Annotated in this window: 27 protein-coding genes; 12 read left to right on the top strand and 15 right to left on the bottom strand. The window is 34.0% G+C overall.

Annotated elements, in window-relative coordinates; genetic code table 11:
* Positions 1-2: 2 nt before the first annotated feature.
* The 3 genes from LNP81_RS17845 to LNP81_RS17855 are packed head-to-tail and all read right to left on the bottom strand — an operon-like array spanning position 3 to position 3,150.
* On the bottom strand, positions 3-1,124 hold the full coding sequence (locus LNP81_RS17845; protein ID WP_230038211.1) for an efflux RND transporter periplasmic adaptor subunit: 1,122 nt from the start codon (positions 1,122-1,124) through the stop codon (positions 3-5).
* Positions 1,125-1,140: 16 nt separating this feature from the next.
* Positions 1,141-2,505 (bottom strand): TolC family protein, encoded by a 1,365-nt coding sequence (locus LNP81_RS17850; protein ID WP_230038213.1) that lies wholly within the window; start codon positions 2,503-2,505, stop codon positions 1,141-1,143.
* A 27-nt stretch (positions 2,506-2,532) separates the two neighbouring features.
* Positions 2,533-3,150, bottom strand: coding sequence for a TetR/AcrR family transcriptional regulator (locus LNP81_RS17855; protein WP_230038216.1), 618 nt, complete (start codon positions 3,148-3,150; stop codon positions 2,533-2,535).
* A gap of 184 nt (positions 3,151-3,334) precedes the next feature.
* On the opposite strand from LNP81_RS17855, the gene LNP81_RS17860 reads away from it, so the two are divergent.
* The 3 genes from LNP81_RS17860 (at position 3,335) to LNP81_RS17870 (ending at position 6,034) form a co-directional block, all read left to right on the top strand.
* Positions 3,335-4,213 (top strand): helix-turn-helix domain-containing protein, encoded by an 879-nt coding sequence (locus LNP81_RS17860; RefSeq protein WP_230038217.1) that lies wholly within the window; start codon positions 3,335-3,337, stop codon positions 4,211-4,213.
* 85 nt (positions 4,214-4,298) lie between these two features.
* Positions 4,299-4,895 carry a DapH/DapD/GlmU-related protein gene (locus tag LNP81_RS17865; protein WP_230038219.1) on the top strand — a complete coding sequence of 199 codons (597 nt, stop codon included), beginning with the start codon at positions 4,299-4,301 and terminating at the stop codon, positions 4,893-4,895.
* Positions 4,896-4,987: 92 nt separating this feature from the next.
* A complete protein-coding gene (locus LNP81_RS17870; protein ID WP_230038221.1) occupies positions 4,988-6,034 on the top strand; it encodes an alpha/beta hydrolase in 1,047 nt (348 codons plus the stop codon).
* A 65-nt stretch (positions 6,035-6,099) separates the two neighbouring features.
* Here LNP81_RS17870 and LNP81_RS17875 read toward each other — a convergent pair whose 3' ends face one another.
* The 7 genes from LNP81_RS17875 to LNP81_RS17905 all read right to left on the bottom strand — a co-directional run bounded on the left by LNP81_RS17875 (position 6,100) and on the right by LNP81_RS17905 (position 12,623).
* On the bottom strand, positions 6,100-6,489 hold the full coding sequence (locus LNP81_RS17875) for a nuclear transport factor 2 family protein (RefSeq protein WP_230038223.1): 390 nt from the start codon (positions 6,487-6,489) through the stop codon (positions 6,100-6,102).
* Between the two features lie 65 nt (positions 6,490-6,554).
* Positions 6,555-7,445 (bottom strand): MBL fold metallo-hydrolase, encoded by an 891-nt coding sequence (locus tag LNP81_RS17880; RefSeq protein ID WP_230038225.1) that lies wholly within the window; start codon positions 7,443-7,445, stop codon positions 6,555-6,557.
* Between the two features lie 88 nt (positions 7,446-7,533).
* On the bottom strand, positions 7,534-8,115 hold the full coding sequence (locus LNP81_RS17885) for a Crp/Fnr family transcriptional regulator (RefSeq protein WP_230038227.1): 582 nt from the start codon (positions 8,113-8,115) through the stop codon (positions 7,534-7,536).
* A 266-nt stretch (positions 8,116-8,381) separates the two neighbouring features.
* On the bottom strand, positions 8,382-9,017 hold the full coding sequence (locus tag LNP81_RS17890; protein WP_230038229.1) for a LysE family translocator: 636 nt from the start codon (positions 9,015-9,017) through the stop codon (positions 8,382-8,384).
* Positions 9,018-9,271: 254 nt separating this feature from the next.
* Positions 9,272-10,288, bottom strand: a complete 1,017-nt coding sequence (locus LNP81_RS17895) for an NAD-dependent epimerase/dehydratase family protein (RefSeq protein ID WP_230038231.1) — start codon at positions 10,286-10,288, stop codon at positions 9,272-9,274.
* Positions 10,289-10,350: 62 nt separating this feature from the next.
* On the bottom strand, positions 10,351-10,926 hold the full coding sequence (locus LNP81_RS17900; RefSeq protein WP_230038233.1) for a Crp/Fnr family transcriptional regulator: 576 nt from the start codon (positions 10,924-10,926) through the stop codon (positions 10,351-10,353).
* A gap of 392 nt (positions 10,927-11,318) precedes the next feature.
* Positions 11,319-12,623 (bottom strand): metal-dependent hydrolase family protein, encoded by a 1,305-nt coding sequence (locus LNP81_RS17905; protein WP_230038235.1) that lies wholly within the window; start codon positions 12,621-12,623, stop codon positions 11,319-11,321.
* A 547-nt stretch (positions 12,624-13,170) separates the two neighbouring features.
* Here LNP81_RS17905 and LNP81_RS17910 point away from each other — a divergent pair.
* Positions 13,171-14,658 carry a DUF1254 domain-containing protein gene (locus tag LNP81_RS17910; RefSeq protein ID WP_230038237.1) on the top strand — a complete coding sequence of 496 codons (1,488 nt, stop codon included), beginning with the start codon at positions 13,171-13,173 and terminating at the stop codon, positions 14,656-14,658.
* A gap of 196 nt (positions 14,659-14,854) precedes the next feature.
* Here the strand turns inward: LNP81_RS17910 and LNP81_RS17915 are convergent, their stop codons facing one another.
* Positions 14,855-15,421 (bottom strand): DUF417 family protein, encoded by a 567-nt coding sequence (locus LNP81_RS17915; RefSeq protein ID WP_230038239.1) that lies wholly within the window; start codon positions 15,419-15,421, stop codon positions 14,855-14,857.
* An 83-nt stretch (positions 15,422-15,504) separates the two neighbouring features.
* Positions 15,505-16,353, bottom strand: a complete 849-nt coding sequence (locus LNP81_RS17920; RefSeq protein ID WP_230038240.1) for a helix-turn-helix domain-containing protein — start codon at positions 16,351-16,353, stop codon at positions 15,505-15,507.
* Positions 16,354-16,887: 534 nt separating this feature from the next.
* Here LNP81_RS17920 and LNP81_RS17925 point away from each other — a divergent pair.
* Positions 16,888-17,109, top strand: coding sequence for a tautomerase family protein (locus tag LNP81_RS17925; RefSeq protein WP_230038242.1), 222 nt, complete (start codon positions 16,888-16,890; stop codon positions 17,107-17,109).
* Positions 17,110-17,132: 23 nt separating this feature from the next.
* A complete protein-coding gene (locus LNP81_RS17930) occupies positions 17,133-17,552 on the top strand; it encodes a nuclear transport factor 2 family protein (RefSeq protein WP_230038244.1) in 420 nt (139 codons plus the stop codon).
* A gap of 79 nt (positions 17,553-17,631) precedes the next feature.
* On the opposite strand, the gene LNP81_RS17935 is transcribed toward LNP81_RS17930, so the two are convergent.
* Positions 17,632-18,306, bottom strand: coding sequence for a YceI family protein (locus LNP81_RS17935; protein WP_230038245.1), 675 nt, complete (start codon positions 18,304-18,306; stop codon positions 17,632-17,634).
* Between the two features lie 226 nt (positions 18,307-18,532).
* Between LNP81_RS17935 and LNP81_RS17940 the strand changes: the two genes are divergently transcribed.
* Complete coding sequence (locus LNP81_RS17940) at positions 18,533-19,219, top strand: NADPH-dependent FMN reductase (protein WP_230038247.1); 687 nt, start codon at positions 18,533-18,535, stop codon at positions 19,217-19,219.
* A 104-nt stretch (positions 19,220-19,323) separates the two neighbouring features.
* On the top strand, positions 19,324-19,935 hold the full coding sequence (locus tag LNP81_RS17945; RefSeq protein WP_230038249.1) for a Crp/Fnr family transcriptional regulator: 612 nt from the start codon (positions 19,324-19,326) through the stop codon (positions 19,933-19,935).
* A 26-nt stretch (positions 19,936-19,961) separates the two neighbouring features.
* On the opposite strand, the gene LNP81_RS17950 is transcribed toward LNP81_RS17945, so the two are convergent.
* Positions 19,962-20,639: a hypothetical protein gene (locus LNP81_RS17950; RefSeq protein ID WP_230038251.1), complete on the bottom strand. Its 678-nt coding sequence runs from the start codon at positions 20,637-20,639 to the stop codon at positions 19,962-19,964.
* Positions 20,640-20,657: 18 nt separating this feature from the next.
* Positions 20,658-21,524, bottom strand: coding sequence for an alpha/beta fold hydrolase (locus tag LNP81_RS17955; RefSeq protein WP_346432740.1), 867 nt, complete (start codon positions 21,522-21,524; stop codon positions 20,658-20,660).
* A 655-nt stretch (positions 21,525-22,179) separates the two neighbouring features.
* On the opposite strand from LNP81_RS17955, the gene LNP81_RS17960 reads away from it, so the two are divergent.
* From LNP81_RS17960 to LNP81_RS17975, 4 genes are all read left to right on the top strand, one after another.
* Complete coding sequence (locus tag LNP81_RS17960; RefSeq protein ID WP_230038255.1) at positions 22,180-22,923, top strand: MmcQ/YjbR family DNA-binding protein; 744 nt, start codon at positions 22,180-22,182, stop codon at positions 22,921-22,923.
* 343 nt (positions 22,924-23,266) lie between these two features.
* Entirely contained in the window at positions 23,267-24,163 is an 897-nt protein-coding gene (locus LNP81_RS17965; protein WP_230038256.1) for a helix-turn-helix domain-containing protein, read from the top strand.
* 307 nt (positions 24,164-24,470) lie between these two features.
* Positions 24,471-25,394, top strand: coding sequence for an NADP-dependent oxidoreductase (locus LNP81_RS17970; RefSeq protein ID WP_230038258.1), 924 nt, complete (start codon positions 24,471-24,473; stop codon positions 25,392-25,394).
* A gap of 30 nt (positions 25,395-25,424) precedes the next feature.
* Positions 25,425-26,342: an NAD(P)H-binding protein gene (locus LNP81_RS17975; protein ID WP_230038260.1), complete on the top strand. Its 918-nt coding sequence runs from the start codon at positions 25,425-25,427 to the stop codon at positions 26,340-26,342.
* Positions 26,343-26,370: the final 28 nt, after the last annotated feature.

Below are 26,370 nucleotides of genomic sequence, written 5' to 3' on the forward strand. Positions count from 1 at the left end.
TATTATTTAATGATCTTAATCTTTGATTCTTCGTTAAGATAGGCGCTGTTCGAGATCACTATCTGGTCTGTTTTCTCAAGGCCGTCTTTGATGTACACGATTTTGTTTTCAAATTTGTAAATGGTCACAGGCTGTCTTCTTACTTTATTATTTTCAACTAAAAAAACAAAAGCCTTATTACCGTCTGCTTCAATAAGTGCATCGTAAGGGATCGTGATTAAATCCTGAGCAGTATCGGCACGTATTTCGGCTTTGCCAAACATACCCACGGCAGGTTTACTGTTTTTCATGTCCAGTTTTAATTCTACCTGAAAAGATCCCAAGGCTGCATCTGCAGATTGAGATTTTCTAAAAACCACGGCATCAAAGTTTTTGTCAGGATAACCATCCAATGTAACAGATGCTTTTTGGCCAATTTTAACCGATGCCCATTCCTTATCTGTAAGTCCAATTTTTAACAGGTAATTATTGTTGTGGGATGTTTCATTTATGGCTAAAACAGGAGAGCCGGGACCTGTAACTTCGCCCTCGCTTGCTATTTTTTGAGATACAAAACCATCTGTTGCCGCATATATTTTGGCATAACGGGCATTAAAAGCAACCGCATCTTTTTGTTTTCGAGCAATGTCGAGACCTGTCTTTGTGTTTTGAAGCTGTTCTAAAGTATATACGCTGTCCTGATAGAGATTTTTGGCTCGGGTATAATCCCTCTCGTATTTTTTTACATTTAAATCAGTCTGGTTCAAACCCGCACTGATTTCGGTTTCATCCAATGCGGCTAAAAGCTGTCCTTTTTTAAAGAAATGCCCTTCTTCGACATAAATGTGCCTTACGATACCACCAATTTTAAAGCTGTAATTGGCAGTGTTTTCTGTTGTGACTAAACCGGAAGCATTGATGTTACTCGTAAGCGCTAAAGATACTGCTGGTGCTGTTTTAATGGATACAATATCTGCAGTTTCAAATTGGTTATGCTCTTTTTTTTCTTCTTTACAAGCATAAAAAACAGGAAAGGCAAAAAGACATATTACTATTGATTTTTTACTCACAAGCGTAAAATATTTTTTTTTGTGTTCGTGCCCCTCGTCTGATAGGCGAACGGATGAATTAATCTTCGATTTCATAAGTATTGTTTTTGGATTATTTTAAAGTAAAAGTGGCATTGGCTCTTTCTAATTCTGCATAGGCAATCCAGGAATTATAAAGAGATATATTCGTATTAAGCTGTGCATTTACCCATTGATTCTGTGCATCCAGAAGTTCAATGTAGATGGCTTGTCCTTCTTTATATAATTTGGTTATGTCCTCATTATATTTTTTGGCCGCTGCTTTTTGATTTTTATCGGCATTGAATTGTTCCAAAGCAGCTATTAAATTATTTCGGTTAACCTGAAATTGAAGCAGCAGCTGCTGTTTTACATTATCAGTCTGTGAGTTTATTTTATTGCTTTCTTCCTGAACCTGTTTAAGTCTGTATTTGTTTTTATTGCCTGAGAAAATAGTCCATTCTAAAGCGGCACCGGCAAAATAGTATCGGGATTGTTTATCTACTTCGAAATCAAAGTCCTGAAATCCGAAATCAGCAAAACCACTCAATTTTGGATACCAATACGATTGGGTGAGCTTACTTACATTTTCATTTATATCTTTGGCCATAGTAAGCTTTGAAAGTTCTTCTCTGCCTGAGGTGTTTTCCTGTACCAATGCACTCGGCAGGCTTTCTTTATCAGAATCAACTTCAATTTCGCTGTCAAGCTTTTGATTAATTAGAAAATTAAAATATGTTTTCGCATTATTGCTGACTTGTTTTGCTGTTTCCAGATTAGCCTCGATACGAATTACTTCATTATCACTTCTAAGAACTGCCGTACGGTTTATCTTGTCATTTTTAAATAAAGACTGATTAACCCTTTGATTTTCTTTTACCAATGCTAAAGCATCCTCATAAATATTAATTCCTTCAATTGACTGCAGGTATTTATAGTATGCGGTTTTTATTTCTTTAACCAGTTCCCTTTGATAGATTTCAAGTTCTATTTTTTGTAAAGAAGTTTGTTGGCTTTTGATTCTCTTGTTATAGATAATTTCATAGTTCAGCAACGGCATTGTCGTATGAATTTTAGCATCATAAAAATTATCGGGATTAATCAAAACCGACTGGTTCTGCAGAGAAGGAAAAGCATTCGAATTGGTTATTTGATTGAGCGTGCTGTATACAGGGTTCAGCATATCCCCAATCGGAATATCAATGGTTCTTCCGCCATCGGCCTTAGTATAATTGGCATTCAGGGAAACAGTAGGGTAGAACAGGGAACGGGCTTCCTGCAAGGCATACATACTTTTATTGATATCGAAGTTGTGCTGTTTGATTACCTCATTGCTTTTTAATCCAATCTGGATATAATTATCGAGTTTGCTTTGGGAATATCCTATAAATCCAAAACAAAGAATGGTTAATGTAATTGCTTTTTTCATTTTATTGTACATTGTTTTTAAATTGAACATTGTTCATTTTTTTGATCAAAAAAAAGTTTAAAGTTTCTTTATTATTTTTAAATATTCATTGTATCCCTCAGAAAGGATGGTATCCGGGTTAGAAAATTTTACGCCTTTTGTTCTTTGGCGTATTTCCAGACAGCACATTCCGTGTACTAAACTCCAAATCATAAAAGATAATGCTTCTAATGAATGTCCTTCAAAATGCCCTTCGTTCATACATTCTTCCACGGTTTTCTTTAAAGCACCAAAAGTGTCAGCTCCTTCATTCCATGCTTCTTTCTCAGTACTTTCAATAAATTCCATCGGCGCTTTTACGATGAACATTAAATCATACATTTCAGAATTTTCCATGGCAAATTTCAAATAGGTAAATCCCATTTTTCGAAGACGTTCCATTGGATCTTTTATAGCGAACAATTCGGTAAAATACCCGCCTAGTTCCTGAAAACCAATAGAGTGTAGGTCGTGAAGAATAGCATTTTTATCTTTGAAATAAACATACACAGTTCCAACGCTGTAGTCAATTTCATCAGCGATGTTTCGAATCGTAGTCTGTTCAATGCCTCTCTCCAAAAAGAGTTTTTTAGCTCCTTTTAGGATCAGCATTTTTAAGGCTTCTTTTTCACGTGCTTTTCTTTCTGCTGTACTCATGCGGCAAAGGTATGTATATTTTTTGAACAGTGTTCATTTTTTTAATAATAATTTTAAATTAGCTTATTTTTTGATCATTTTTGCTTCACGTTTTCTTCTAAATAATTTAATTATTTGCTTTTAAAATGAGTAAGAATTGAGATTTTAAGGTTTTTAACAAGTTTGAATTTCTTAACTTTGCATAATGAAAGACAAGGTAATAAGAGAAGTTTCCAAGTTTAATAACGAACTGAAACTGCAAGGCTTTAAAGCATTTCAGATAGAAGATGATGGTGCAGAAACCAGATCTTACAGTAGAAAGGAGTTTTATAAAATCTGCCTGACAACTGGTAAAAGCAAGATTCATTATTCTGATAAAACCTATGAGCAGGAGGGTACGATTCTCTTTTTTGGAAATCCTCATATTCCATATTCATGGGAAACCATTTCTACGACTTATGTTGGTTATACGATCTTATTTTCGGAAGAGTTTTTTAAAAACTCCGAGCGTTCTGAAAGTCTGCAGCAATCTTCTTTTTTTAAAATTGGAGGAACACCGGTTTTGAAAATAACAGAAGAGCAAAGAGGTTTTCTTAATACTATTTTTCATAAAATGATTTCGGAACAAAAAAGTGATTATGTTTTTAAAGATGAACTCATTCGCAATTACATCAGTCTCATTATACACGAATCTTTAAAGATGGAACCTTCTAAAAATTTCGAACATAATAAGAATGCATCTTCCAGATTGTCATCTGTATTTTTGGAATTACTCGAAAGACAATTTCCAATTGAAACAACTTCCAATCCACTTCAATTAAGAACGGCACAACATTATGCACAACATCTGAATGTGCATGTCAATTATCTGAATCGAGCCGTAAAAGAAGTTACAGGAAAATCGACAACAACTCATATTACCGAGCGGATTATAACAGAAGCCAAAGCGCTATTGCTCCATACTGATTGGAGTGTTTCTGAAATTGGTTATGCGCTTGGGTTTGAATATCCAACTTACTTTAATAATTTCTTCAAAAAGAATACCGGCACCAATCCTTCTGCATTTCGTCAATCGGAAGTTTGAATTTCTTAATCTTTGGTTTGATAATCGTTACTGCCTTGCTTAAAGGCAGTCTTATCTTTGTATCTGGTTATTTAATTCAAATATTATGTCAGATTCAAACCTTATTTCCGATGCCGCACCATTTCAAAAAGATATTTTTGAGAGACTTTTAGCAGGTGAAACGATACTTCCTAACGATTCGCAAATTGGCAGATTGAGAGAAGAGGCCTTTGCCGTGAAAGCATTACTTAATCAGATGAATAATGCTGTAAATCCTGAAGAAATCACACAGATACTAAGCAGGATTTTAGCTAAAGAACTTCAGGATGTTGCCGTATTTACACCTCTTTATATCAATTGCGGAAAACATATTACAATTGGTAAAAACGTATTTATCAATTTTGACTGCACTTTTTTGGCATTGGGCGGAATTACCATTGAAGACGATGTTTTAATTGGCCCGAAAGTCAGTCTCATTACCGAAAATCATCCGCTAAATCCTGAGGAAAGAAAAGGACTAACAGCTAAATCAATTCTCATCAAAAAAAATGCATGGATTGGTGCCAATGCTACGATTTTGTCCGGCGTAACAATTGGAAAAAATGCAGTTGTCGCAGCAGGAGCAGTAGTCTCTAAAGATGTTCCCGATAATACCATCGTTGGTGGAATTCCTGCAAAATTCATTAAAAATGTTCAACCTTAAAAGAGATAATTATGAAGCTGAACTGTAGTGGTGAAATTTGAAAACAATTAAACTCAAATGAAAAATATAAAATTGAAAGCAATTAAAAGAAAATGAAAAAAACATTCGCAATCGCAATATTATTATTGATAACAGGACAAGTATCTGCACAAAAAGTACAATCAAATTTAGAAAAAATGAACACATCAAAAGAACATTATACATTTCAGCTTAGTGACAAAGTAATACGTCAAAAAGTGAGCTTCAAAAACCGTTACGGCATTACATTAAGCGGAGATTTATACTTGCCGAAAAACGCAGGAAACGAAAAATTGTCTGCATTAGCCATTAGCGGACCTTTTGGAGCGGTGAAACAACAATCATCCGGATTATATGCCAATCAAATGGCAGAACGTGGTTTTATAGCTTTGGCTTTTGATCCATCTTATACAGGTGAAAGTGGGGGTGAACCAAGAAACATGGCTTCTCCGGAAATCAATACAGAAGATTTTAGCGCTGCGGTTGATTTTTTAGGATTACAAAAGAACGTTGACAGAAATAAAATTGGCATCATTGGGATTTGTGGTTTTGGCGGTTTTGCATTAAATGCGACTGCTATTGATAAACGTGTAAAAGCCGTTGCGACGACAAGTTTGTATGATATGACCAGAGTAATATCAAAAGGATACAATGATTCTGTAACATTAGAACAAAGAACCAAAACATTGGAAGCTTTAGGTGAGCAGCGTTGGAAAGATGCCGAAAGCGGAAAACCGGCAGATGGACCAAGAAATTTACCGGAAAAATTGAAAGGCGATGAACCGCAATTTGTAAAAGAATATTTTGATTATTACAGAACGTCGCGTGGTTTTCAAGTTAATTCTGTGAATTCAAATGGAGCCTGGCTGGTAACAAATCCGATATCTTTTATGAATATGCCAATACTTACTTATGTAAAAGAAATTTCGCCAAGACCAATGCTTTTAATTGCAGGAGAAAATGCGCACTCAAGATATTTTAGTGAAGATATTTTTAAAGAGGCAAATGAACCAAAAGAGTTAATAATTATCCCAAATGCAGTTCATGTCGATTTGTATGACAAAGTAGAGGTAATTCCGTTTAATAAATTAGATGATTTTTTTAAAAAATATTTGAAGTAAAAGCCAGATAAAAAAACCGTTGACATTCATCAACGGTTTCTATATTTAAAGCTAAAAATAGGGCTTTATTTCACAGCATCATTTACAGTTTGGCTATCTACAAACTGTTCGAAACTGATAATTTTTCGGTCTTTCAATTTCCAAAGGTGAGCCACTCTGGCATTGATTGATTTGCCTGTGATTTTATAAGTGCCTGTGTAAGTTCCGTAAGCAACTACTTTATCATCGCTGGCAACATAATCTTCGGGAGTAAATTTGTAATCAATCCATTCGCTTCCTAATCGGTTAAAGACATTTTTCTTTATATTTTCTAAACCAATATAAGTTCCTGCATAGGGAAAACCTTTAGCTTCTGTCCACGAAATATCTTTGGCAACATATTTAGCCAAATTTTGACCATTCTCTTCCGAAGTTTTTCCTTCGTAAGTGCTTTTAACTATTTCAAGATTTGTCATTGTCTTTTTATTTAAAGAACAGCCTGACAATACAAAGAGTATCGTCAGGCTGTAAATGATTGATTTTACCATTTCATTTCTCCAGTATTCACTTTTGCACCAATCATTAGGGCAGTTTCAAAAGTAAGTGTTGGATATTTTGTTTTCAAAGCCGTAATCAAAGCTTCTGATGTTTTGTTGGTTTTCAAAGCTTCTTCGTAGAATTGAATATAACTTTTCGTGTGATTTACAGCAGCGATATCAAATGGAGAATTAGAATTAGCATGAGCCGGAATTACAATTTCAGGTTTCAAAGCCGAGATTTTATCTAAAACGGCAATCCAGTTTTTACGGGCTTCTGTAGTTTGAGCATCAGCCATCCAAAGATGGAAACTAGTTCCAAAAATATTAATTCCGCCTACAACTGTTTTGATAGAAGGAATCCATACAAAAGTTTTATTTGGAAAATCTTCCAAACCAATGATTTCTAATTTCTGACCTTCCAATTCAATGCTGTTTCCCTTTAAAACCTGCGGCAAAACAACATTTGACGTAATTGCTTTACCTAATCGTTCGCCCCAAACGTCTAATTTTTTTTGCGCTGTAGCCTTAATTGCTTCTACAGAAGCAGGTGATGCATAAGCAACTACATCCGGGAAATATTTTTTAAATATCTCCAATCCAAAATAGTAATCAGGATCTGCGTGAGAAACAAAAATGGTAGTTAATTTTTTACCGCTTGCTTTAATCTCCTGCGCTACTTTTTCGGCATCCGCCAAAGTAAATTGCGCGTCAATTAAAATCGCATCTGTTTTTCCCGATACAATTACCGATGCTACACCAAAGCTATTTTCTGATGCGTTGTAAACCTGAAGTTTTAAATCTTTAGTTTCAATTGTTTTGAAACTTTGTGCTTGTGATTCCATATTCAATAAAATTAAAATTGTTATAAATACTCTTGAGATAGTGTGTTTCATTTCTTGTGTTGGTTTAAATTAACACTGCAAAGATGAAACGAAATGAGATCTTAAAACATTAAACTAGTTTAATAAATAAAGGGAAATCTTATTTTTTAACAGCAATTTTCTTTCGAATATTACTCAGGAAAACATTGGTAATGCCCAAATAAGCAGCTATTTGTATGTTAGAAAGTCGTTGAATAAGGTGTGGGTATTTTTCTATAAATTCGATATAACGGGATTCTGCTGTTTTACTAAGGTTATCTATCATTCTTCGTTGAAGTGCAACGTGCGTTTTTTGTGTCATTACCCGAAATAGCTTTTCGATTTCAGGTAAGTTGGCATAAGCAAACTCCTTATCTTTTTTAGAAATTACAAGTACTTCGCTGTCTTCGAGAGCTTCTATAAAAAGTTGTGATGGCACTTCATTAGTAAAACTGTCAATATCAGTAATCCACCAATTTTCAATAGCAAAATAGAGTATTTGCTCAAAACCATTTTTATCAATATGATAAACCCGAAAAAGCCCTTTGGTAACAAAACCTTCAAATTTACAAATCTCACCTTCTCTGAGTAAAAAGTTTTTTTTAGGGATTAACTTTTGCTCAAATAAATTGCAAAAATTTTCTATTTCATTTTCTGAAAGAGAAATATGTTTAGCGATATTTTGTTTTAAAAGCGCTTTCATATAACAGTATGTAAAAGTGTTGCTAAAATATTTCTTTGCCTGAGCTAAGGTACATAAATATGTAATTAAGCTATTGATTTTGACAAAGGATAATACATTTCAATACCTTATAGAAGACTTCTTAAAACAAATCAGTTTATATTATCCTACTATCATTTAGTATTTTAACTCAATAGTTTAATTATATAAAATTTGACTGATATGGGTTAAGAAAATTATGCAGACAGAGACCTTTAGTAAAAAAGATATAAATTGTTTCAACTTATTTATTGGGCTTTTGTAAGCGACATTTTAATTGCCAAAGCGGTCAAAACTCCAGCCATAAACCATTTTTGTATTTTTACCCAAACCGGATTATTTGAAAAGAAAACGGAAACTTTTGATGCCGTTAAAACGATTATAAAATTAACACTAAAACTCACTATGATTTGAGTAATACCTAATTGAATACTTTGAGTAAAAATAGAACCATATTCAGGTTTTATGAATTGCGGAAAAAAGGATAAATAAAAAACGGCAACTTTTGGATTCAAAACATTGGTTAGAAAACCGATTCTGAATAATTTGCCTGGTTTATCTGGTGATAAATTATTCGGGGTTTCAAAAATTCCCTTACTATTTGGTTTTATGGCTTGAAACGCTAAATACAAAAGATAAACAACTCCAATTGTTTTTAGAATGGTATAAGCTATTGGTACGGCAAAAAGAATAGCTGTCAGACCAAAAGAAACCATAGTAATGTGAAATAAAAAACCACAAATTACTCCGGCAAGCGATATTATACCTGCTTTTTTTCCCTGTGTAATGGAACGTGAAATCAAATAAAGCATATTTGGACCTGGGCTAATGACCAGTACAAATGCGGCTAGTGAGAAAAGTAAAATTTCATTAAAAGGTATCATGTTTTATCGTTTATAAATTAAATTTGAAATACTTTTTTAAGTACTTCTGGTTAAAAATATAGATTCTTAACCAGAAGATTACTTACTAAGATTTTGATTTTATCAGGTTATATACTAACATTTTTTGACTTTATCCAGTTAAGGAATTAGAATTGCCTTATAAATTTTAGTGCAAAAACGGTATAAAACTACGAAAGTTTAATTTATTATCTAGGCTCAACTTGCACAAAACCGATGCTAATTACATAGTGTTCTTATAGGTTTGAATGCTGTTGGTTTTCTTGTAAGTACAACATTGCTTCTTTGACTGCTTGTATTGTGTTTTTGGGATGAAAACCCAATTCAGTTCTCGCTTTTGTGATGTCGAAGTTTTGTTGAAGTCCTGAAAACATGGCGATATCTTTGATGCTCAATAAGGGAGCTTTTCCATTTATCTTACTGCCAATTTCCATAAACCAGGCAATGGTAAATAATATTGGTTTTGGAACTGCCATAGGAAGTTTTATTTTCAAGTCTGGAAATAACTCCTGTGCAATTTGTGTTGTCTCTTTTATAGAAGTGCATTTTTCATTTGCCAGGATATAACGTTCGCCGTTTTTTCCTTTTGTTGCTGCTAAATAACAACCTTGAGCAACATCTTTTACATCAATCCAATCTAAAGTGATGTTTGTTTCAACGGGTATTTGCTTTTCGAGAATCAAAGAAATAATATTATAAGAAACACTTAAAGGTTTGAAAGCGGTGCTGCCAATCATTGCAGATGGTAAAACGGCAACCAATTCTATATTGTGCTTTCGGGACAATTCAAAAGCTAGTTTTTCGCCATCATTTTTTGAATTGTAGTACATATCCCTACGGTCAGGATTTTGTCCGTAACTCTCTTTAGTAGGAAGCTTGGAATAGTTTAAAGCTGCAATAGAACTTACGTACACAATTCGTTTTACACCTGCTTCTGCTGCGGCTTCAACAATATTTTTGGTACCTTGAATATTGACATCATAAATTTCTTTTTTGGGGTCTTTGGCCCAAAGTTTAAAGACTGCTCCAACTGCGTAAAATGTTTCTACACCTTGTAAAGCGTTTACTAAGGACTGTTTATCGGAAATATCAGATTGTACGACTTCACAATTTAAGCCCGTAAAAGGTTCTTTATTTTTGATGTTGCGAACCGAAGCTCTTACCGGAATACCTTTGCTGATAAGCAATCTTACCAAGTTGTTGCCAAGATGCCCATTTGCTCCTGTAACCAATGCTAAATTTTTCTGTGCCATTTTATTTGTTTTTATTATGGCACAAAATTGGGATATGATTTTTTTAAAATGCTTCGCAAATGTTACCTAATCATTTGCTTCCTGATTCTGCTCAAACTTTTTGGGTTCATTCCTAAAAACGAAGCAATGTATTGAAGAGGAACATTGTGTATAATTTCAGGATAATTCTCAACCAACTTTTTATAACGCTCTTCTGCCGTTAAGGTTGCTAAATCTTTTGAGCGGTTTTCGTTGTATGTAAGGGATTGCTCAAACACCCACATACTAAAATCTTTAAATGACGCACTACTTTGAAGAAGAAAATCCAAGTCAGTTTTTGCAATTCTCAAAAGTTCACATTCAGTAATACATTCTACATTTTCATTAGATTTTGTCTGGTTGATAAAATTGGTATAAGAAGTAAAAAAACCTGGCGGACAGTTGATATGGGTGGTAACTTCATCTCCTAAATTATTGTAATAAAACAGTCTCATAAAACCCGACAGGACAAAGTAAAGATATTTAGGGACTTTACCCTCTTCTTCAATAATCCGATTTTTAGGAAATAATACTGGTTCAAAATACTTTTTACATAGTTCTTTGTCCGGGTCAGTAAGTACAATTTTAGTACTTATCAGGTTCAATAATTGGTCGTGCATTTACTAATATTAGAATATCTGTTACTTTTTAGTCTATTTGATTGATTGGCGCTAACGTTCCTGCTATTGGGAGGGTTGCATATTTAATAACGAAGTATTTTCTACCAAGCGAAAATACGATTAATATTATTAAACTTAAGTTGATCATTATAATTTGTAATTAATTCTACTCTAAAGTATTGTTAGTAATAGTCTAATGTTTTGTTGATCATGTTACGAAGTTCATAAAGTTATTGATTACAAGAAAAAGTTATTAAACAATCTATTTGAATTAAAAGAAACCATCTTAACTTTTTGTGGCAAATTTTAAGGCAGTTCCATAAAGGTCATGTTAAGTTTATTCAATAATAATTAAAGAATGTTTTTTTTCGTAAACCTTATGATCCTGGATATTATTTGTCAAGTATATTTTTATAAGTGATTCCATCTTTTATAATCAACAATAATATTTTGTCATAATCTTCCATTATACTTAAATTTAGCATAGGATTTCCATCTACTAATAAAAGGTCGGCATAAGCACCTTCTTCTATAACACCCAATTTGTTAGGATAGGGATTGCGTGGTCCGCTCATGGCAAGTAATTCTGCATTTGTAGATGTAGCCATTTTTAATATTTCATAAGGCTTGTACCAGCGTAACAACTTTACAAGATCTCCTGCTCTTTTTGCCGAATGCTCAGGCTCAAAAAGACAATCCGTTCCAAAGGCAGTTTTAATATTATATTTTTTTGCAAAATTGTAGGCTTTATCAGTACCGCTCATCATAGTTTGTTGTTTTATACGGTTTGGTGAACCATCAGCATAAAGGCTTTTGCCGTCATCTATAAAAGGTTGCAGACTTAACCATGCCTTTTTATCTGCTAACATTTTTGCTGTTGTATCATCAATAAGTTGAGCATGATCTATACAACGCACTCCTGCACGTAAAGCAGTTTGTATGGCTCTTGGTGTATAGGCGTGAACGGTGACATACGTACCCCAGTTTTCTGCTGCGTCAACTGCAGCTTTCATTTCTGCTTCTGTAAATTGAGATACATCTAAAGGATCATAAGTTGAAGAAACGCCACCACCAGCCGCTAATTTTATTTGTGTGGCACCAAGGCGAAGTTGTTCCCGCACACGTTTCAGGACTTGGTCTGCACCGTCTGCTATAACACCGAAATTATTACGTTCTGTAAAATCAAGGCTTGCCGCCAAATCTCTTGGAACAGCATTAGGAGTTAGAAAGTCTCCATGACCTCCGGTTTGGGAAATCATAGCGCCTGAAGGATAAATACGTGGACCAATTATTAAGCCTCTGTCAATAGCCTTTTGTAATCCTCCGGCAGGACCGGCAAGATCTCTGAAAGTTGTAAAGCCCTGCATTAGGTCTTTTTCTGCAGATTTAATAGCATTTGCAGTAATGTATTCTATATCACTATTCATCAATTCCATAACACCCATCGATTCCATCATGATATGCGTATGGGCATCAATAAGGCCTGGCATTAAGAATTTTCCTTTGCCATCAATAATAGTAGTATTTGTGCTTTTATCAGTTGGTATTGGTGATGTAGAAATTTTACTAATCAGATTATTAACAATCAAAATATTTCCCTTAGTTGTTTTTTCATCCTTACCATTAAAAATTTCAACATCGTTGATGAGAATTGTTTTTTGAGTCATTCCATAAAATGAACTCAGTAAAATTGCCATGACCAATAATTTTCGTTTTATAGGATACATATCTAGAGGGGTGTTTTGAAGTTATAGTACTAATATAGTAAATGTTATATTATTTTATTGATTTTTAGTGAGATATTAATCAGGGTATTAGCTTATTTAAAACAACAGAAAAAAGGTCAATTTTGAAGATATATTTTTGGTGTAAAAAAAGTATTTGCATCTTGTTGTTTGATTCTAAAAAAGAAAATAAAAGCAAAACGAGTCAAACTCACACATTTAGTATCTGTCTTTCATTGACTTTATAAATTTGGTTTGGATAGCTTGTCGTTTCCAATTATTAATACTAGAGTATTATTAAAAACATCAATTAAGTTAAAATGAAATTTCTTTTTGTCCTCTGTTTGGTTTCATTTTATAAAATGAAACGTATTTGTTAAGCTATAAATCTATCCTTGTCAATCAATTGGGTAAATTTATTTAAGAAACAATTTTCATAAAATAAAAAAGACAGAAACTCCTGTAAACCTTGAATAACAAGCCCTTTATAAGTTTATCATAAAATAAAAAATCAAAAAAGATGAAAAAGAAAATATTTACATTTAGCACATTGACATTTATAGTGATTAGCCTGATTTCCTCCTGTAAAAAAGAGGTCAAAGAGAACGACACAGCTGTTGTAAAAGAAAGTGATTCTGTTAAAACGGAAATTATTTCAGGGCCGATACCCAATACCAATATGACGCCAGAATATATTAAAACATTATCAGCTAATATTTATTTATGGGCATGGCCAATGGTTAATATGCATAATCGTAAATTGATGTTTGAAAAAGTACCCTATCCGGTGCTAGGTAAGGGAATACTTCCTCTTTCTTCAATTAACCATATTGCAATGCTTACCGATTACGTTGATGCCGAAGAAAGAGAGGTTGCATGTCCTAATCAGGATGTTGTTTACGGACTGGCACCATTAGATTTAACTAAAGACGCTGTTATTGTGCAGGTGCCTGATTTTGGAGATCGTTTTTGGGTTTATCAGGTTTGTGATCAGCGCACAGAAGGTTTTGCTAAACTTGGAAAAATGTACGGTAGTAAGCCGGGATTTTATCTGTTAACGAGCAGCGACTGGAAAGGTAAGGTTCCTGATGGAATCAACGCTGTATTTAAATCAACAACTACATTTAATGTAGTGATTCCGCGTGCTTTCCAATCTGATGATCCAAGCGATAAAAAAGCTATTCAGCCTTTGATTAGTCAGATAAATGTTTATCCATTAGCAGATTTCGATGGAAAAATGAAAAAAGTAGATTACTCAAAATTGCCTAAAACTCCAGCTGATAAAGTAGTAGCAAAACAAGAAACACAATGGGTAAAACCAGAACTATTTTTTGACCAGCTTTCAACTGTTTTAAAAGAAGTTCCTCCGCTTAAAGGCGAAGAAGTTTGGTACGCTCAAGTACAATCATTTTTGGATGCCATTAACAAAGATCCTAAGCTAAAGGCAATTGCAAGACAATCAGCAATAGATTCTGAAAAAAATCTCATAAAACCTTTGTTTCAATTTGAAAATGTAGGATATCCGGTGAAATTTAATTGGACCACACAAAAAAATGGAGCGCAGTTTGGAACCGATTATTTAACTAGAACTGCGTGTGCCAAATCAAACATATTTGTAAACAGATCAATTGAATCTAAATATTTTTATCAGGATTTTGATTCCACAAGAACTAAATTATCAGGTGCTAATAAATACACCATTACTTTTGCAAAAGGACAAACCCCACCTGTAAAAGGATTTTGGTCACTTACCCTTTATGACGAACACCACTTTTTTGCATCAAATGAGCTCAAACGTTACTCTTTAGGAACAAAAAACAAGAATTTAAAATATAATGCCGATGGCTCACTAACGCTGTATGTGCAAAATTCCAAACCAGATAGTGATAAAATCGACAATTGGCTTCCTGCTCCAAAAGGCACTTTTTCTTTATATGTAAGGTGTTATTGGCCTGAAGAAAAAACTTTAAAAGATGAATGGAGTCCGCCGGCAGTTATCAAAACTTAATTTTATAAGTTCAAAAAATAAAATTATCTCCGTTGTAAATTTTCTAAAGATGAGCCACAAAGATTTTATATTTTCTGGACAAGAACAATTTTAAATCATATAATAAGTTTATCAAAAAAGCTACCAGTCATTATATTATAAATGATTGATAGCTTTTTTGAATTGATAATTTTAAGGTTTTTTTTGAATCTTAAATTTATATATTTTTTCTTTTGAGATAAAGTGATGCTGACTGGCTCATTGTAATTAATGAGGCTCCAAGTATAACAATATCTTTAAGCACTAATCGTCCGCGCCCTGATAAATAAGGAAATCCATATTGTTGATCTGTCAAATGCGGTACCCAGCTTTCAGGGGTTGTCACTAAAAATGAAAGTGTACCAAGAGTAAGAATAAATACCAGTATACTACCAAACATACTTGCCAGAGGAGCCCAGTTATGAATGGCAACCAGAAAAGCGATACCAATTAATAAAATTCCTAAGCCATTTGCAAAAACATAGGTATTGTTTTGAATGTTCCATTGATGATTTTCGGTAATCAGTTCACCTTCTTTATTGCTGTATTGTTTATAATCAGATGGATTGTTATAGAAAAAAGACATAAAAGGACTGTTTGCCACAAAAGGCACTATTCCATCAGCTTCATAGGTGAAAAATTTAAGTCCGCCAATCCATAAAAAAACGATTACGATACTGGCACGTATGGCATTTTTTCCCAGATTATCAAGATTTGCTATTGTGTTTAAAAGAGAATTTTTCATTGCTTTGTTTTTAAATATTAGTAATAATTAACAAGGCAAATTTAGAGCTGAAATAAGAATTAAGAAATGGATAAAAAATGCTATTACTTAGACAAATCTGCCACAATAGAGATACCAGTTGTTTTCCTGAAGGTTTGAGGAGAAACTTTTGTGTTTTTTTTAAATACCCGACTGAAATAATATTCATCCTGAAATTTTAGGACATAAGCAATTTCCTTAATACTTAATCGGGTAAGGTGAAGTTGTTTCTTTGCTTCCAAAATTAATCTTTCCTGAATCATTTGAGTGGGCGTTTTATTAAAACGTTTATTGCATTGTTTCGTGAAGTTATTTGCAGTCATTGAAAGTAATGTAGCATAATCACTCGCTTTATGAAGGGTTAAGAAATTTTCTTCCAGCAATATTTTAAACTGGTCCATCTTTTCATCTTTTTTAAAATTTTGTTTATCACTATTTATTTTCAGACTGCTCGATTTGGCCAGTATCAATTGAAGATAAGATCTTAATACAATTTCTGAAGGAGTTGGCTGTTTAATCTCATCAATAATATGATCAACTAACACACAATATAATTGATGTTGTTCGGTACTTAATTTTATGGAGGGTTCAGCATAAATATTATTAAATAGTAAGCCATTGCAGGCAACTTCATTTCTATGGTATTCAATGCAGTAAAAATCACCGTGAAATTGTAATGTCGTGTAGTTTACCGGTTTGATTTCGCTAATGGAAATTGATTGCTGTGGTGTCGAAAATAATATTGCCGGAGCTTTAAATGCAAACGATGCAAAATCGACATGATAAATTCCTTCTCCTTTACTTATCAATAAGATAGTATATTCTCCAAATTGTAAAGGGGTATTGAATACATTAATTTCAGATTTTTCTATTCCTAAGAGTAAGGTACCATTTTCTGAAATTACTTTGTTCATGTTGCAGGGAGTTGGATTATGTAATTGTAAATTTAGAGAATGAATTCTTGTTATTCATTATTATTACGATACTTATTTTAAAAAAATTAAGATAAACCGAAAGAGAAAAAATCCTTTATCCCTAATGAGATTTCGAACTATCGTTCAGTTTCGGTTAAATCTGCAATAATTCACTTTTAAACCTTAATACCCACATATCCTTTTGTCCTTATTTAAGGAGCGGTTGCAGGCGGTGGATTTTTACCCTTGATACAAAACTAATAAAAGGAGCATCAATTAACTTGGATTTAAAATCAATAAAATGTTCCAACTGACCTTCTTCGCCTATGATGACCCGGGCAAATATTTTATAAATTTAGATATTGTCACCTATGATAATCTTAAACTAGTTTAAGAATTACTGTTAAACTAAATTAAGTATATTTCTTAAACATGTTTATAAGCAGCAACGGCAGATATGTTGCAATTTTGTATAACAAATTTACTGCTTGAAAATCAGCATAAAAAAATAATAAACCTTAAATAAAAAATAACATGCCACACGTAAATGTAAAAATGTACCTAGGAACTTCTGAGGAACAAAAAGAAAAAATTGCACAGGAAATTACTGCTGTAATTATGAAGCACACAGGCAAACCTGAAGCAGCCGTTTCTATCGCCATAAGTGAAGTTGCTGAAGATGTTTGGATGCAACAAGTATATGATAAAGAAATAAAGCCAAATATGGAAAAGCTTTATAAAAAACCGGGATATTAATATTCAGATCAAATGCTGAAGTAATGAAAAATGCAGCTATGAATTACACAAAAGAAAAAGAAGCAATTAGTACATTTCTGGGCAATTTTACTCAGGTACTAAATAATGGAGAAACAAACGCTATTGCTGATTTTTTTGATCGTGAGGCTATTTTTATTCCAGATGGGATGAAGAAGATTATTGGTGCTAATCAATTAGGGAAAACCGGCAATGGCTATCTTAAACGCACTGATTTTAAAATTGGCTACGCAATAGAAAGCATTACAATAGAGAATCAATTTGCCTTTATAGAAGCTTTTGCTGCTACCACAGAAAATCGAATTTCGGATTTAAAGCCTGTACCAAAAAGAAGTATCGATTTTTTTGTTCTAAAAAAGGAAAATGAAAATTGGAAAATTTATCGCTACATATTCAACAATGTAAGAGAACTGGAAGTAATGTAAAGCATTAAAAAATGGTTGATAAAAAAAGGCAACCTAAAATATTAGGTTGCCTTTTTAAAAAATAATAATTAACTGTTTTTTATTTTTTTTCTGCCGTTACATTGATACCAATCTCGATATCTTTACTGATCATCCATTCTGCAGGATCCGCTTCAGAAGCTCCAAATTTTATATCCCAGTCTGTGCGATTTACAGTAAATTTAGCTTGTAAAGTTGCAGTTCCGTTCGCTACGGTAACTTTTGCCGGAAAAGTAACATTCACCGCTTTGCCTTTAAGAGTCAGGTTACCGCTTACTGTTTTATTAGCACCTTCCACAGCATCTTTTGCCGGAGCACCTAGGGCTGTCACACTAGTAATTTTAAAGTCAGCAGTTGGATTTTTTTCAACATCAAAAAAGTCAGCACTTTTTAAGTGAGCTTCTAATTCTGAATATTTTTTGTCTTTTTCAGTTACAGATGCTGGATCTACTTTAATAGACTGCATGTCAATTACAAAATCACCCGCAGTTAATTCATTAGCTTCAATCGAAACTTCACCTGATTTAATAGCAAGTGTTCCCCAACGAGGTGCAAAACCTCCTTTATGAAATGCTTTCCAGTCCACTTTAGAGGTTTGAAGATTTACTGCTAATACTTCTCCCTTTTTTTCGGCAACCTGTTGCTCTTCGCCCGTTGTTGTCTCATTGGAGTTTTTTTTACATGCCGTTATAAATAAAGTAACAGCTACTAATGTTAATACACTAAATTTTTTCATTGTTTACGTTTTAAAAGATTCGTTAATGACTAAATCTTATTTTAATTCAAAGTTCATTGATTAAAAAAAGAAAGGGTTATACTAATCGGAAATTTAGTTACAATTTAAGGAAAAAATCTACAGTATACCATATCAATTTTTTTTTAAACCGTTTTATGAGGTTAAGCGTATTTCTTAATATAGTTTAAGGGTATACCAGATTTATGAACATTAAACATTTAAATTTATGGAAATTACAGCAGCAATAATAATTGAAAAATTGCCGGGAGACCGGCATTTTTTTGTAAATTACATAGTAAATCAGGCTGTTGAAAATCAGACTGACCGAAAAATTAATATAAAACACGAAATCATGAGCAAAGTAATTGGTATAATCGCAGGAAGTTTGCGTAAAGAATCGTTTTCAAAAAAATTAGCAAAAGCAGTACAAGATATGGCACCCGAGGGATTTGATTTCAAGATAATCAGACTCGATGAATTGCTTGTTTATAATCAGGATTTTGATGATAATAATGAAGTTCCGCCTGCTTATGTAACATTTAGGAATGAAGTAAAGCAGCTTGACGGATTTATTTTTATTACACCAGAGTACAACAGATCTGTGCCGGCTGTACTTAAAAATGCGCTAGACATAGGCTCACGCCCGTATGGTAAAAGTGTGTGGGACGGGAAGCCGGGGGCGATTTTTAGTAATTCTCCGGGAGCTGTTGGTGGGTTTGGTGCAAACCATCATTTAAGACAAAGTCTTGTGTTTTTGAACATTCCCGTTATGCAGCAGCCAGAAGTTTATCTTGCCAAAATTAATGATGCGTTTGAAGAAAACGGTAGTATTAAAGAAGGCGCAACCAAAGAGTTTATTAAAAAAGCTGTTGACGCCTTTATAGTTTGGTTTAACCAAAATAAAAACAAATAAGCTCTTGTTTTTTTAGTATTCTTATTAATAAGTAGTAAATGATTTTTAGTTGGATTCTGTAAAATACGAGTGACATTTCTTATATTTACTACTTAAAGAATACAATGAATACAGATATAGGATTAGCAGATAAAGGATCTCCGATTGAGCAGTTAATTCGTTTTTTCAACGGATATTTTGCTCTTAATGAAAAAGAATGTGAAGAGGTCATTCGGCTTTTTTCGCAAAGAAATATCAGACGAAAAGGATATATCCTGCAGGAAGGTGATGTTTGCCGACATTACTTTTTTATTATTTCGGGCTGTTTTAAAATGTTTGCAGTAGATCCGGCCGGTAAAGAGCATAATCTTCAATTTGCAGCGGAAAACGATTGGATAAGTGATCTGCACAGTTTTTATTCCCAAGAACCAAGCCGAATGTATATAGAGGCAATAGAGCCTTCGATTGTACTTCAAATCGAACATGACGACTTATTGTACTTATTTATCAATTACCACAAATTCGATCGTAATTTCAGGATTATAACAGAGCGAAAATACATCAATTTTCAAAACCGAATATTGCAGAATATTAGTTCTACGGCAGAGGAGCGCTATGTTAGTTTCACAAAGCAATATCCGGCAATGATTAATAGAATTCCCAATACACAAATCGCTTCGTATCTGGGTATTACTCCTGAGTTCCTGAGCAAGATCAGAAAGAAGATTGTTACCTAGTCTTACTTTTTTATTATTGACATCTCTTATTGTTGTTTATCTATAACAAGATCTTTAAAGAAACCTTCTGTTCCTATGTCTACAAAAAGGCCGATGGCACCTATGGCATCTTTCCCTAATTTAAGATCATTTACAATCAAAGAAGGTTCTTTGCGCCCGTCCAAATATAGTTTTGCCTGTTGCTGCCTCACTACGATTTTAATAGATATCCATTTGTCAAGTTCCATTTCCTGGTATGATTCATAAACTCCTGGAGCAGTTTTTCTGCTGTCAGTAAATTTAAAATCAGGATAAGCAAAGTATTGTGTCGAGCGATTTCTGCGCAGCTGATCCTCTGCCATAGCATTTGCCGGCCTGATATATATAGCTTCAAATTTAGAATCATCCTCATTAATGTGAAAAGCTACGCCAATGAATCCGCGTGCGTGGGAAGGAGCATTTTTTAAAATTTTGCTTAATACTTTAACTTCGATAATTCCCTGAGTAAATTCAAGATCCCTGATTCTGGCATAAGTAGGTTCATCATCTAAAACTATAGTGGAATCTTTAACTACCCTTAAGGCTTTACTGCCCAGTATTTTATTTTCGGAAATGTAGCTGCCTACCGCGCTGATATTGTTTTGGTCAAGCTTGATTTTTTGGCCAAAAAAAATAAATGGGCTAAATAACAGCAGTACAATAGCATATTTTGAAATACTTGTCATCTTTATTAGTACTCTGTATTAATGTTTTAAAAAATAGTTGACCGTTGGCCATGCTACGGCCCATTTTTCCAAAAAAGCAGCATGACCGGCACCAGGAATGACACTCAGCTGTCCTTTTGGAATAAATTTAGAAGCATATTCGGCATGTTCAACAGTAATAAAATTGTCATGATCACCGACCATTACCAATACGGGACATTTAATGGTGCTGAATAGCTTTTCATCGGCGACAAGTTTGGTATTAAATTCTTCCTGAACGCGAGTAAAGAGTTCCTGGAGTCTTTTAGGATCTGGCATTAGAGCGAGCTGCTGATCCCAAAATGGCTTGTCCAGTTCTAAAGCCTGTTTTACGGTAATAGCATTTGGCTGGTCTCCGGGATGTCTTTCTCCGGCACCTATTACCACTAATTTTTTGACTTTTGAAGGATAAAGACTCGCAAGCATGTAACCTGTATAACCACCGTCGCTAAAACCTATCACTGTTGCGCTATCTTTTGTTACGGCATTTAATACATTTGCCGCATCGTTTGCTTTTAGCTGATAGGTATGAGGCTGGTTTCCCAGTTCTGATTTTCCATGTCCTCTTGTAGAAATGGCTATTACCTGATGATTAACCCTTAGACTGTCAATGAAATGGTACATTTCAAAGGTAGAGCCGAATATTCCTCCATGCAGGACTACAACGGGTGTTCCGTTGCCATAAATTTCATAATAGATCTTTGCATCGTCAGATGTTATGTAATGGCCTGCTGTTGCATTGTTGCCGTACGGAGTGGTGTTTAGAGGTGCGGCAATTGACTGAAGCGCATAACGCATCGTTTTTGCCTGCTGTGCGTATAACGATGCAGTGAAAATTATAATTGCCGATAGAAATAAATTTTTCATAAAATTGATTTAATATATATCGTGCAAATTTCGCACTCAAAATACTATACGAGCAATAACATACTTTAATAAAAAACCTTAAACTAGTTTAAGAGTTTTATAAACCAAGAACGACATTCAGGTAGATAAGAAAGAGGCTAAAGTTATTTAGGAATTAACTATATTTAGTATCAAAAAATCACGACAAACCAAGAGAAAAAAAACATTATATCCTTAACAGGACTTCGAACCATAAAATTTTAGGCCGTAAAGGCTTGAGAAATCTAGAAAGTTGTGTATAAAAAAAGACACAACTATATAATAGTTGTCTCCTTAAATGACAGGAACAGGACAAATTTCTATAAGATTTATGGACGATTTGAGGAGATTGTCATACAATGTCTTTCAGATTATAATACGATATAAACAAATGGAATTCGACTGAGGTTTTTTTAACCAACTTCAGAGAATAATTTGAAAACAATACACTCTCACTGGCGTTTATGCGTTCGATGGATATTGTATTTGATCCTGAGAAAGAAATTGTATCGTGATCATAGCATAGATTTCATTTCAGATTGGTTTCTGAAATGAAATCTGTACCTTTCTAGAAAATGGTTTAGGAGTTATGTTAATGAACACAAGTAATCTGTTGTAATTAAAATAGTAAATTAATATGAATGTTGAAGATTTTAGAGAATACTGCCTATCTCTGAAAGGCGCCCATGACAAACTTATTTTTAAAAACTCAAATTCAGAATACGACAAGGATATACTTGTCTTCTTTGTAGCTGAAAAATGGTTTGCGTTTGCTAACATAGAAGTTTTTGACTTTTGCAATTTAAAGTGTAACCCTGAGGAATCTCAGGAACTACAGGCAAAATATGAGGAGATTACTCCTGGGTACCATATGAATAAAAAGCATTGGATAAGTGTGGGGTTTAATGGTAAAATTCCTGATACGCTTATTAAAGATCTGGTTAGAAAATCTTATGACCTAGTAGTGGCTACGCTTACAATAAAGGAAAGGCAAGATTTGAACGATTCCACATCAGGAGGTAATTCAAAATGTTTAAAAATGAATATTGAACAATTTCGTGACTATTGTCTATCGTTTGAACAGACATCAGAAAAAATGCCCTTTGCAGGATTTTTTAGGAATTCAAAATCCATTCTTGTATTCTATGTAAAAAACAAAATTTTCTGTCTTTTAGATATTGATTCATTTGATAGTATCACGATCAAATGTGATAGTTCGAAAATTGAAGAATTAAAGGAAAACTACAGTGCCATTAGCAAGCCATTCAATCTCAGCCATAAGCATTGGATCAGTATTAAGTTTCATGAGGATATGTCAGATGATGAAATAAAGTTAATGGTTGAAAATTCTTATCATTTGGTTGCAAAATCAATTAGATAAGAAAGATCGGTAACATTTTCATCACCTCAGCGGCAGTTGTGACATAAAGCTTAATCAGCTGGTCAATTCAAAGTACTATCTGTTTAATGAGAGTCCTATTCAGCAGTATTTTTCATAGATTGACAATGGCATTCTTTTCGCATTGTATTAGTCTTATTGGTATAGGTGTTTTTTAAGTTATTGTACAAAAACAGATTTATGAAATCTTTTTATTGCAGTTTTGCAGTAATTTAGTAATTAAATATATTTTACTGAAATGATCTTCGAATTTACAACAGCTTTCGGTTTTGATTTTATTACATTTTTTGCAAAACATATTAATGGTACTGTAAGAGATAATTTCATGGAAATCCCAAATTCATTGGGAGAAGGCTATGTGCGTAAAATTGAATTTGGAAGCGATTTTAAATTAACGATACATCGCTATACATTGAAGGAAGATTTAATTATCAAGCGAAATCCTTCCCCGGAGACCAGCAGTGTGCGCACTTTTTTCTTTTATAATACCAAACAGGATCTTGAAGTAAAATATGAGAATGAGGAAAATATACCATTTTCACAAAAAAATGATGCTTCTATACTGTTATCTACAAATGACCTGAGGACAAAAATACATTTTCCAGCCAACATTAGTATTCAATATGTCGTAGTCGCGATTGCTGCTGATAGACTGCGTGCCATTCTATCTATTGAAAACCCTAATAGCACAATAAAAACTATCACAGCGGAAAATGCTTCATTTCTTTTTTTCGAAAGCCTGGATACTGAAATGCAATTGCTTTTGAAAAATATTGTATCTGTTGATATGAATAACTCTATGAATAATTTCTATGTCCAAATTAAGGTTCAGGAATTAATGTACCTGCTTTTCAGTAAGCTGTCACTTAGGGAGAATACAACTTTTAAAAGTATAAATAGTAATGATGCAGAGAAGCTACTGAATGTTCGCAATGAAATATTGAAAGACCTCAGCACACCGCCTGTTTTGAATCAATTAGCTATTATTGCTTCAATGAGCGAAACTAAACTTAAACAACTCTTTAAGCAGACCTTTGGAGATACAATCTATAATTATTACCAAAAGGCAAGAATGGAAGAAGCTGCTTTTTTGCTAAAACAGGCAAAACATTCCGTTTCGGAGGTTGGTTACGAACTAGGATTTTCTAATCTTAGCCACTTCAGCAGACTGTTCGAGAAGCAGTATGGTATCACACCCAAAAAATTTTCATACACTTCATAAAAATTCTTTTTTATAAGTTTATAACTGTCGGATAGGACTATTTTTGTGTCTTTTCCGGTTATTTTACCTATTTAATAGCTTTTAAATTTGTCCATGTAATTAAGCATGACAAAATGAGAAAGATATTTATCCACATTACTTAAGGCTTCTGAAAATTAATAAAGTTTCTGGTGATAGCACTCATAACCAGAAAGCGGCCTTGTTGACCATTTCGAAAAAATATTTTCCTCAATCATCTTGACTACAGCACATTGTATTCTTTAAAAAAAAGAATACTACACTATTTATTCAATTTATAATTAAAATAATGAAAGCAATCCAATACAGAACTTATGGAAGTTCAGATGTGATCGAACAAGTTGAAGTTCCAATTCCTTCGATGCAAAGTGAAAATGACGTTTTAATCAAGGTTAAGGCAGTAGGTATAAATCCAATAGATATGAAAATACGCATGGGATTTATGAAGCAGATCCGTCCCGTTGAAATGCCCTTTGTACCTGGCGGCGAAGCATCAGGAATAATTGCTGCAGTTGGCGCGGGCGTTACAAAATTTAAGTTAGGTGACGAGGTTATCGCCCTTACAAAGAAAAATTCATATGCGCAATATGTGACTGCGAACGAGAATTTCGTTTTGCTTAAACCTAAGGATTTGTCTTTTGAAGAAGCAGCTTCAATAGGTGTCAGCATAGGCACAGCACAATCTGTTCTATTTTTAGAAGGTAAATTAGAAAAAGGTCAAAAAGTTTTAATCCAGGGCGGTGGCGGCGCTGTTGGCGGCGCCATGGTTCAGATGGCAAAAGCTGCCGGTGCGTATGTTATTGCTACAGCGTCAGGTGAAGGTGTGGCTTTGGCAAAAAAATTAGGTGCCGACGAAGTGATCGATTATAAATTAAATGATATAGCTACTGTAGCTAAAGATATTGATCTGGTAGCAGATACAGCCGGAGGTGATGCTCAGGCAAAGCTTTTTCAGGTTTTAAAGCCAGGAGGCAAGCTACTTAGCATCGCCATACAGCCATCACAGGATCTGGCGGGACAGTATAATGTGATGGCCTATTTTGTAGCTTCGGATATATCACCGGAAAATTTAAAGCAGGGGATTGACCTTATAGAGGCAGGTAAATTTTTACCGATAGTTTCCAAAACATTTAAACTCGAGTACGCAGCAATAGCACAGGATTTTTTAGCAGCCGGAGGGGTGAATGGTAAGGTTGTTCTTTTAGTTGAATAAATAGTAAAATAATAATTTAAAGAGATAAGAATGAATACAAAAAAAGTTATCGTTGCCGGTGCAACAGGATTTTTGGGCAGTCAGATTGTGAAAGAGCTACTGCAGCAGGGAGCAGAAGTTACTGCTATGGTTAGAGCCAGCAGCAATAGAAGTGAACTTACCCAAATAGGAGTTAAAAATTTTGTAGTGGGAGATATGATGGATGCGGCCTCTTTAAGGCAGGCTCTTTTGCCTAAGCATGGTTTTGATATAATAGTTGCCAGCGCAGCAGGTTATACACGTCGTAAAAAAAGTGACAGTGCAGCAACAGATACAATCGGTTATCAAAATCTGGTTGATGCGACCAAGGAAGCTGGCATTCCCCGTTTTGTGCTAATCTCTATTCTTGAATCTGATAAGGCGAGATCGGTACCTCACTTTCACAATAAATACCTGATCGAGCAATATCTTAAAAAGAAAAATCAGCCTTTTATAGCGCTCAGGCCAGGTGCATTCCTTGATCAAACGCCTGATTTTATAATCAATAAAATCAAAAAAGGAATACTCCCAACTTTCCTAAGCGGAAGCTATGGAATTATTTACACACCACAATTGGCCAGATATACAGCTTTGGCTGCAGTTGTTTTATCCAATTCAGAATTGAACACTTCCATAGATGTTGGCTGGGACAGACCAGTAAACGAGCAGATACTGGCAGCAGCATTTTCAAGTGTTCTTAAAAAAGAAATTAAAACTGAGCCGGTTATCCCTGCATTCGTACTGAAATTTGTTCTTCCGTTAGTCGCACGTTTTAATGACAACATTAAAGATATGGTTGAAATGATAAAGTGGATCGATAAAGGTATTTACATAAGCACAAATCCGCAAAAGCAAAAAGAACTTTTCGGCGAGCTGCCAACTCCTGAACAAAGCGTAAGAGAATATTGTCGTGACAAAGGATTAATCTAAAGAAAGATATTTTCAACATGATAAAGTA

Source organism: Flavobacterium piscisymbiosum, from assembly GCF_020905295.1.
Taxonomy (GTDB): Bacteria; Bacteroidota; Bacteroidia; order Flavobacteriales; family Flavobacteriaceae; genus Flavobacterium; species Flavobacterium piscisymbiosum.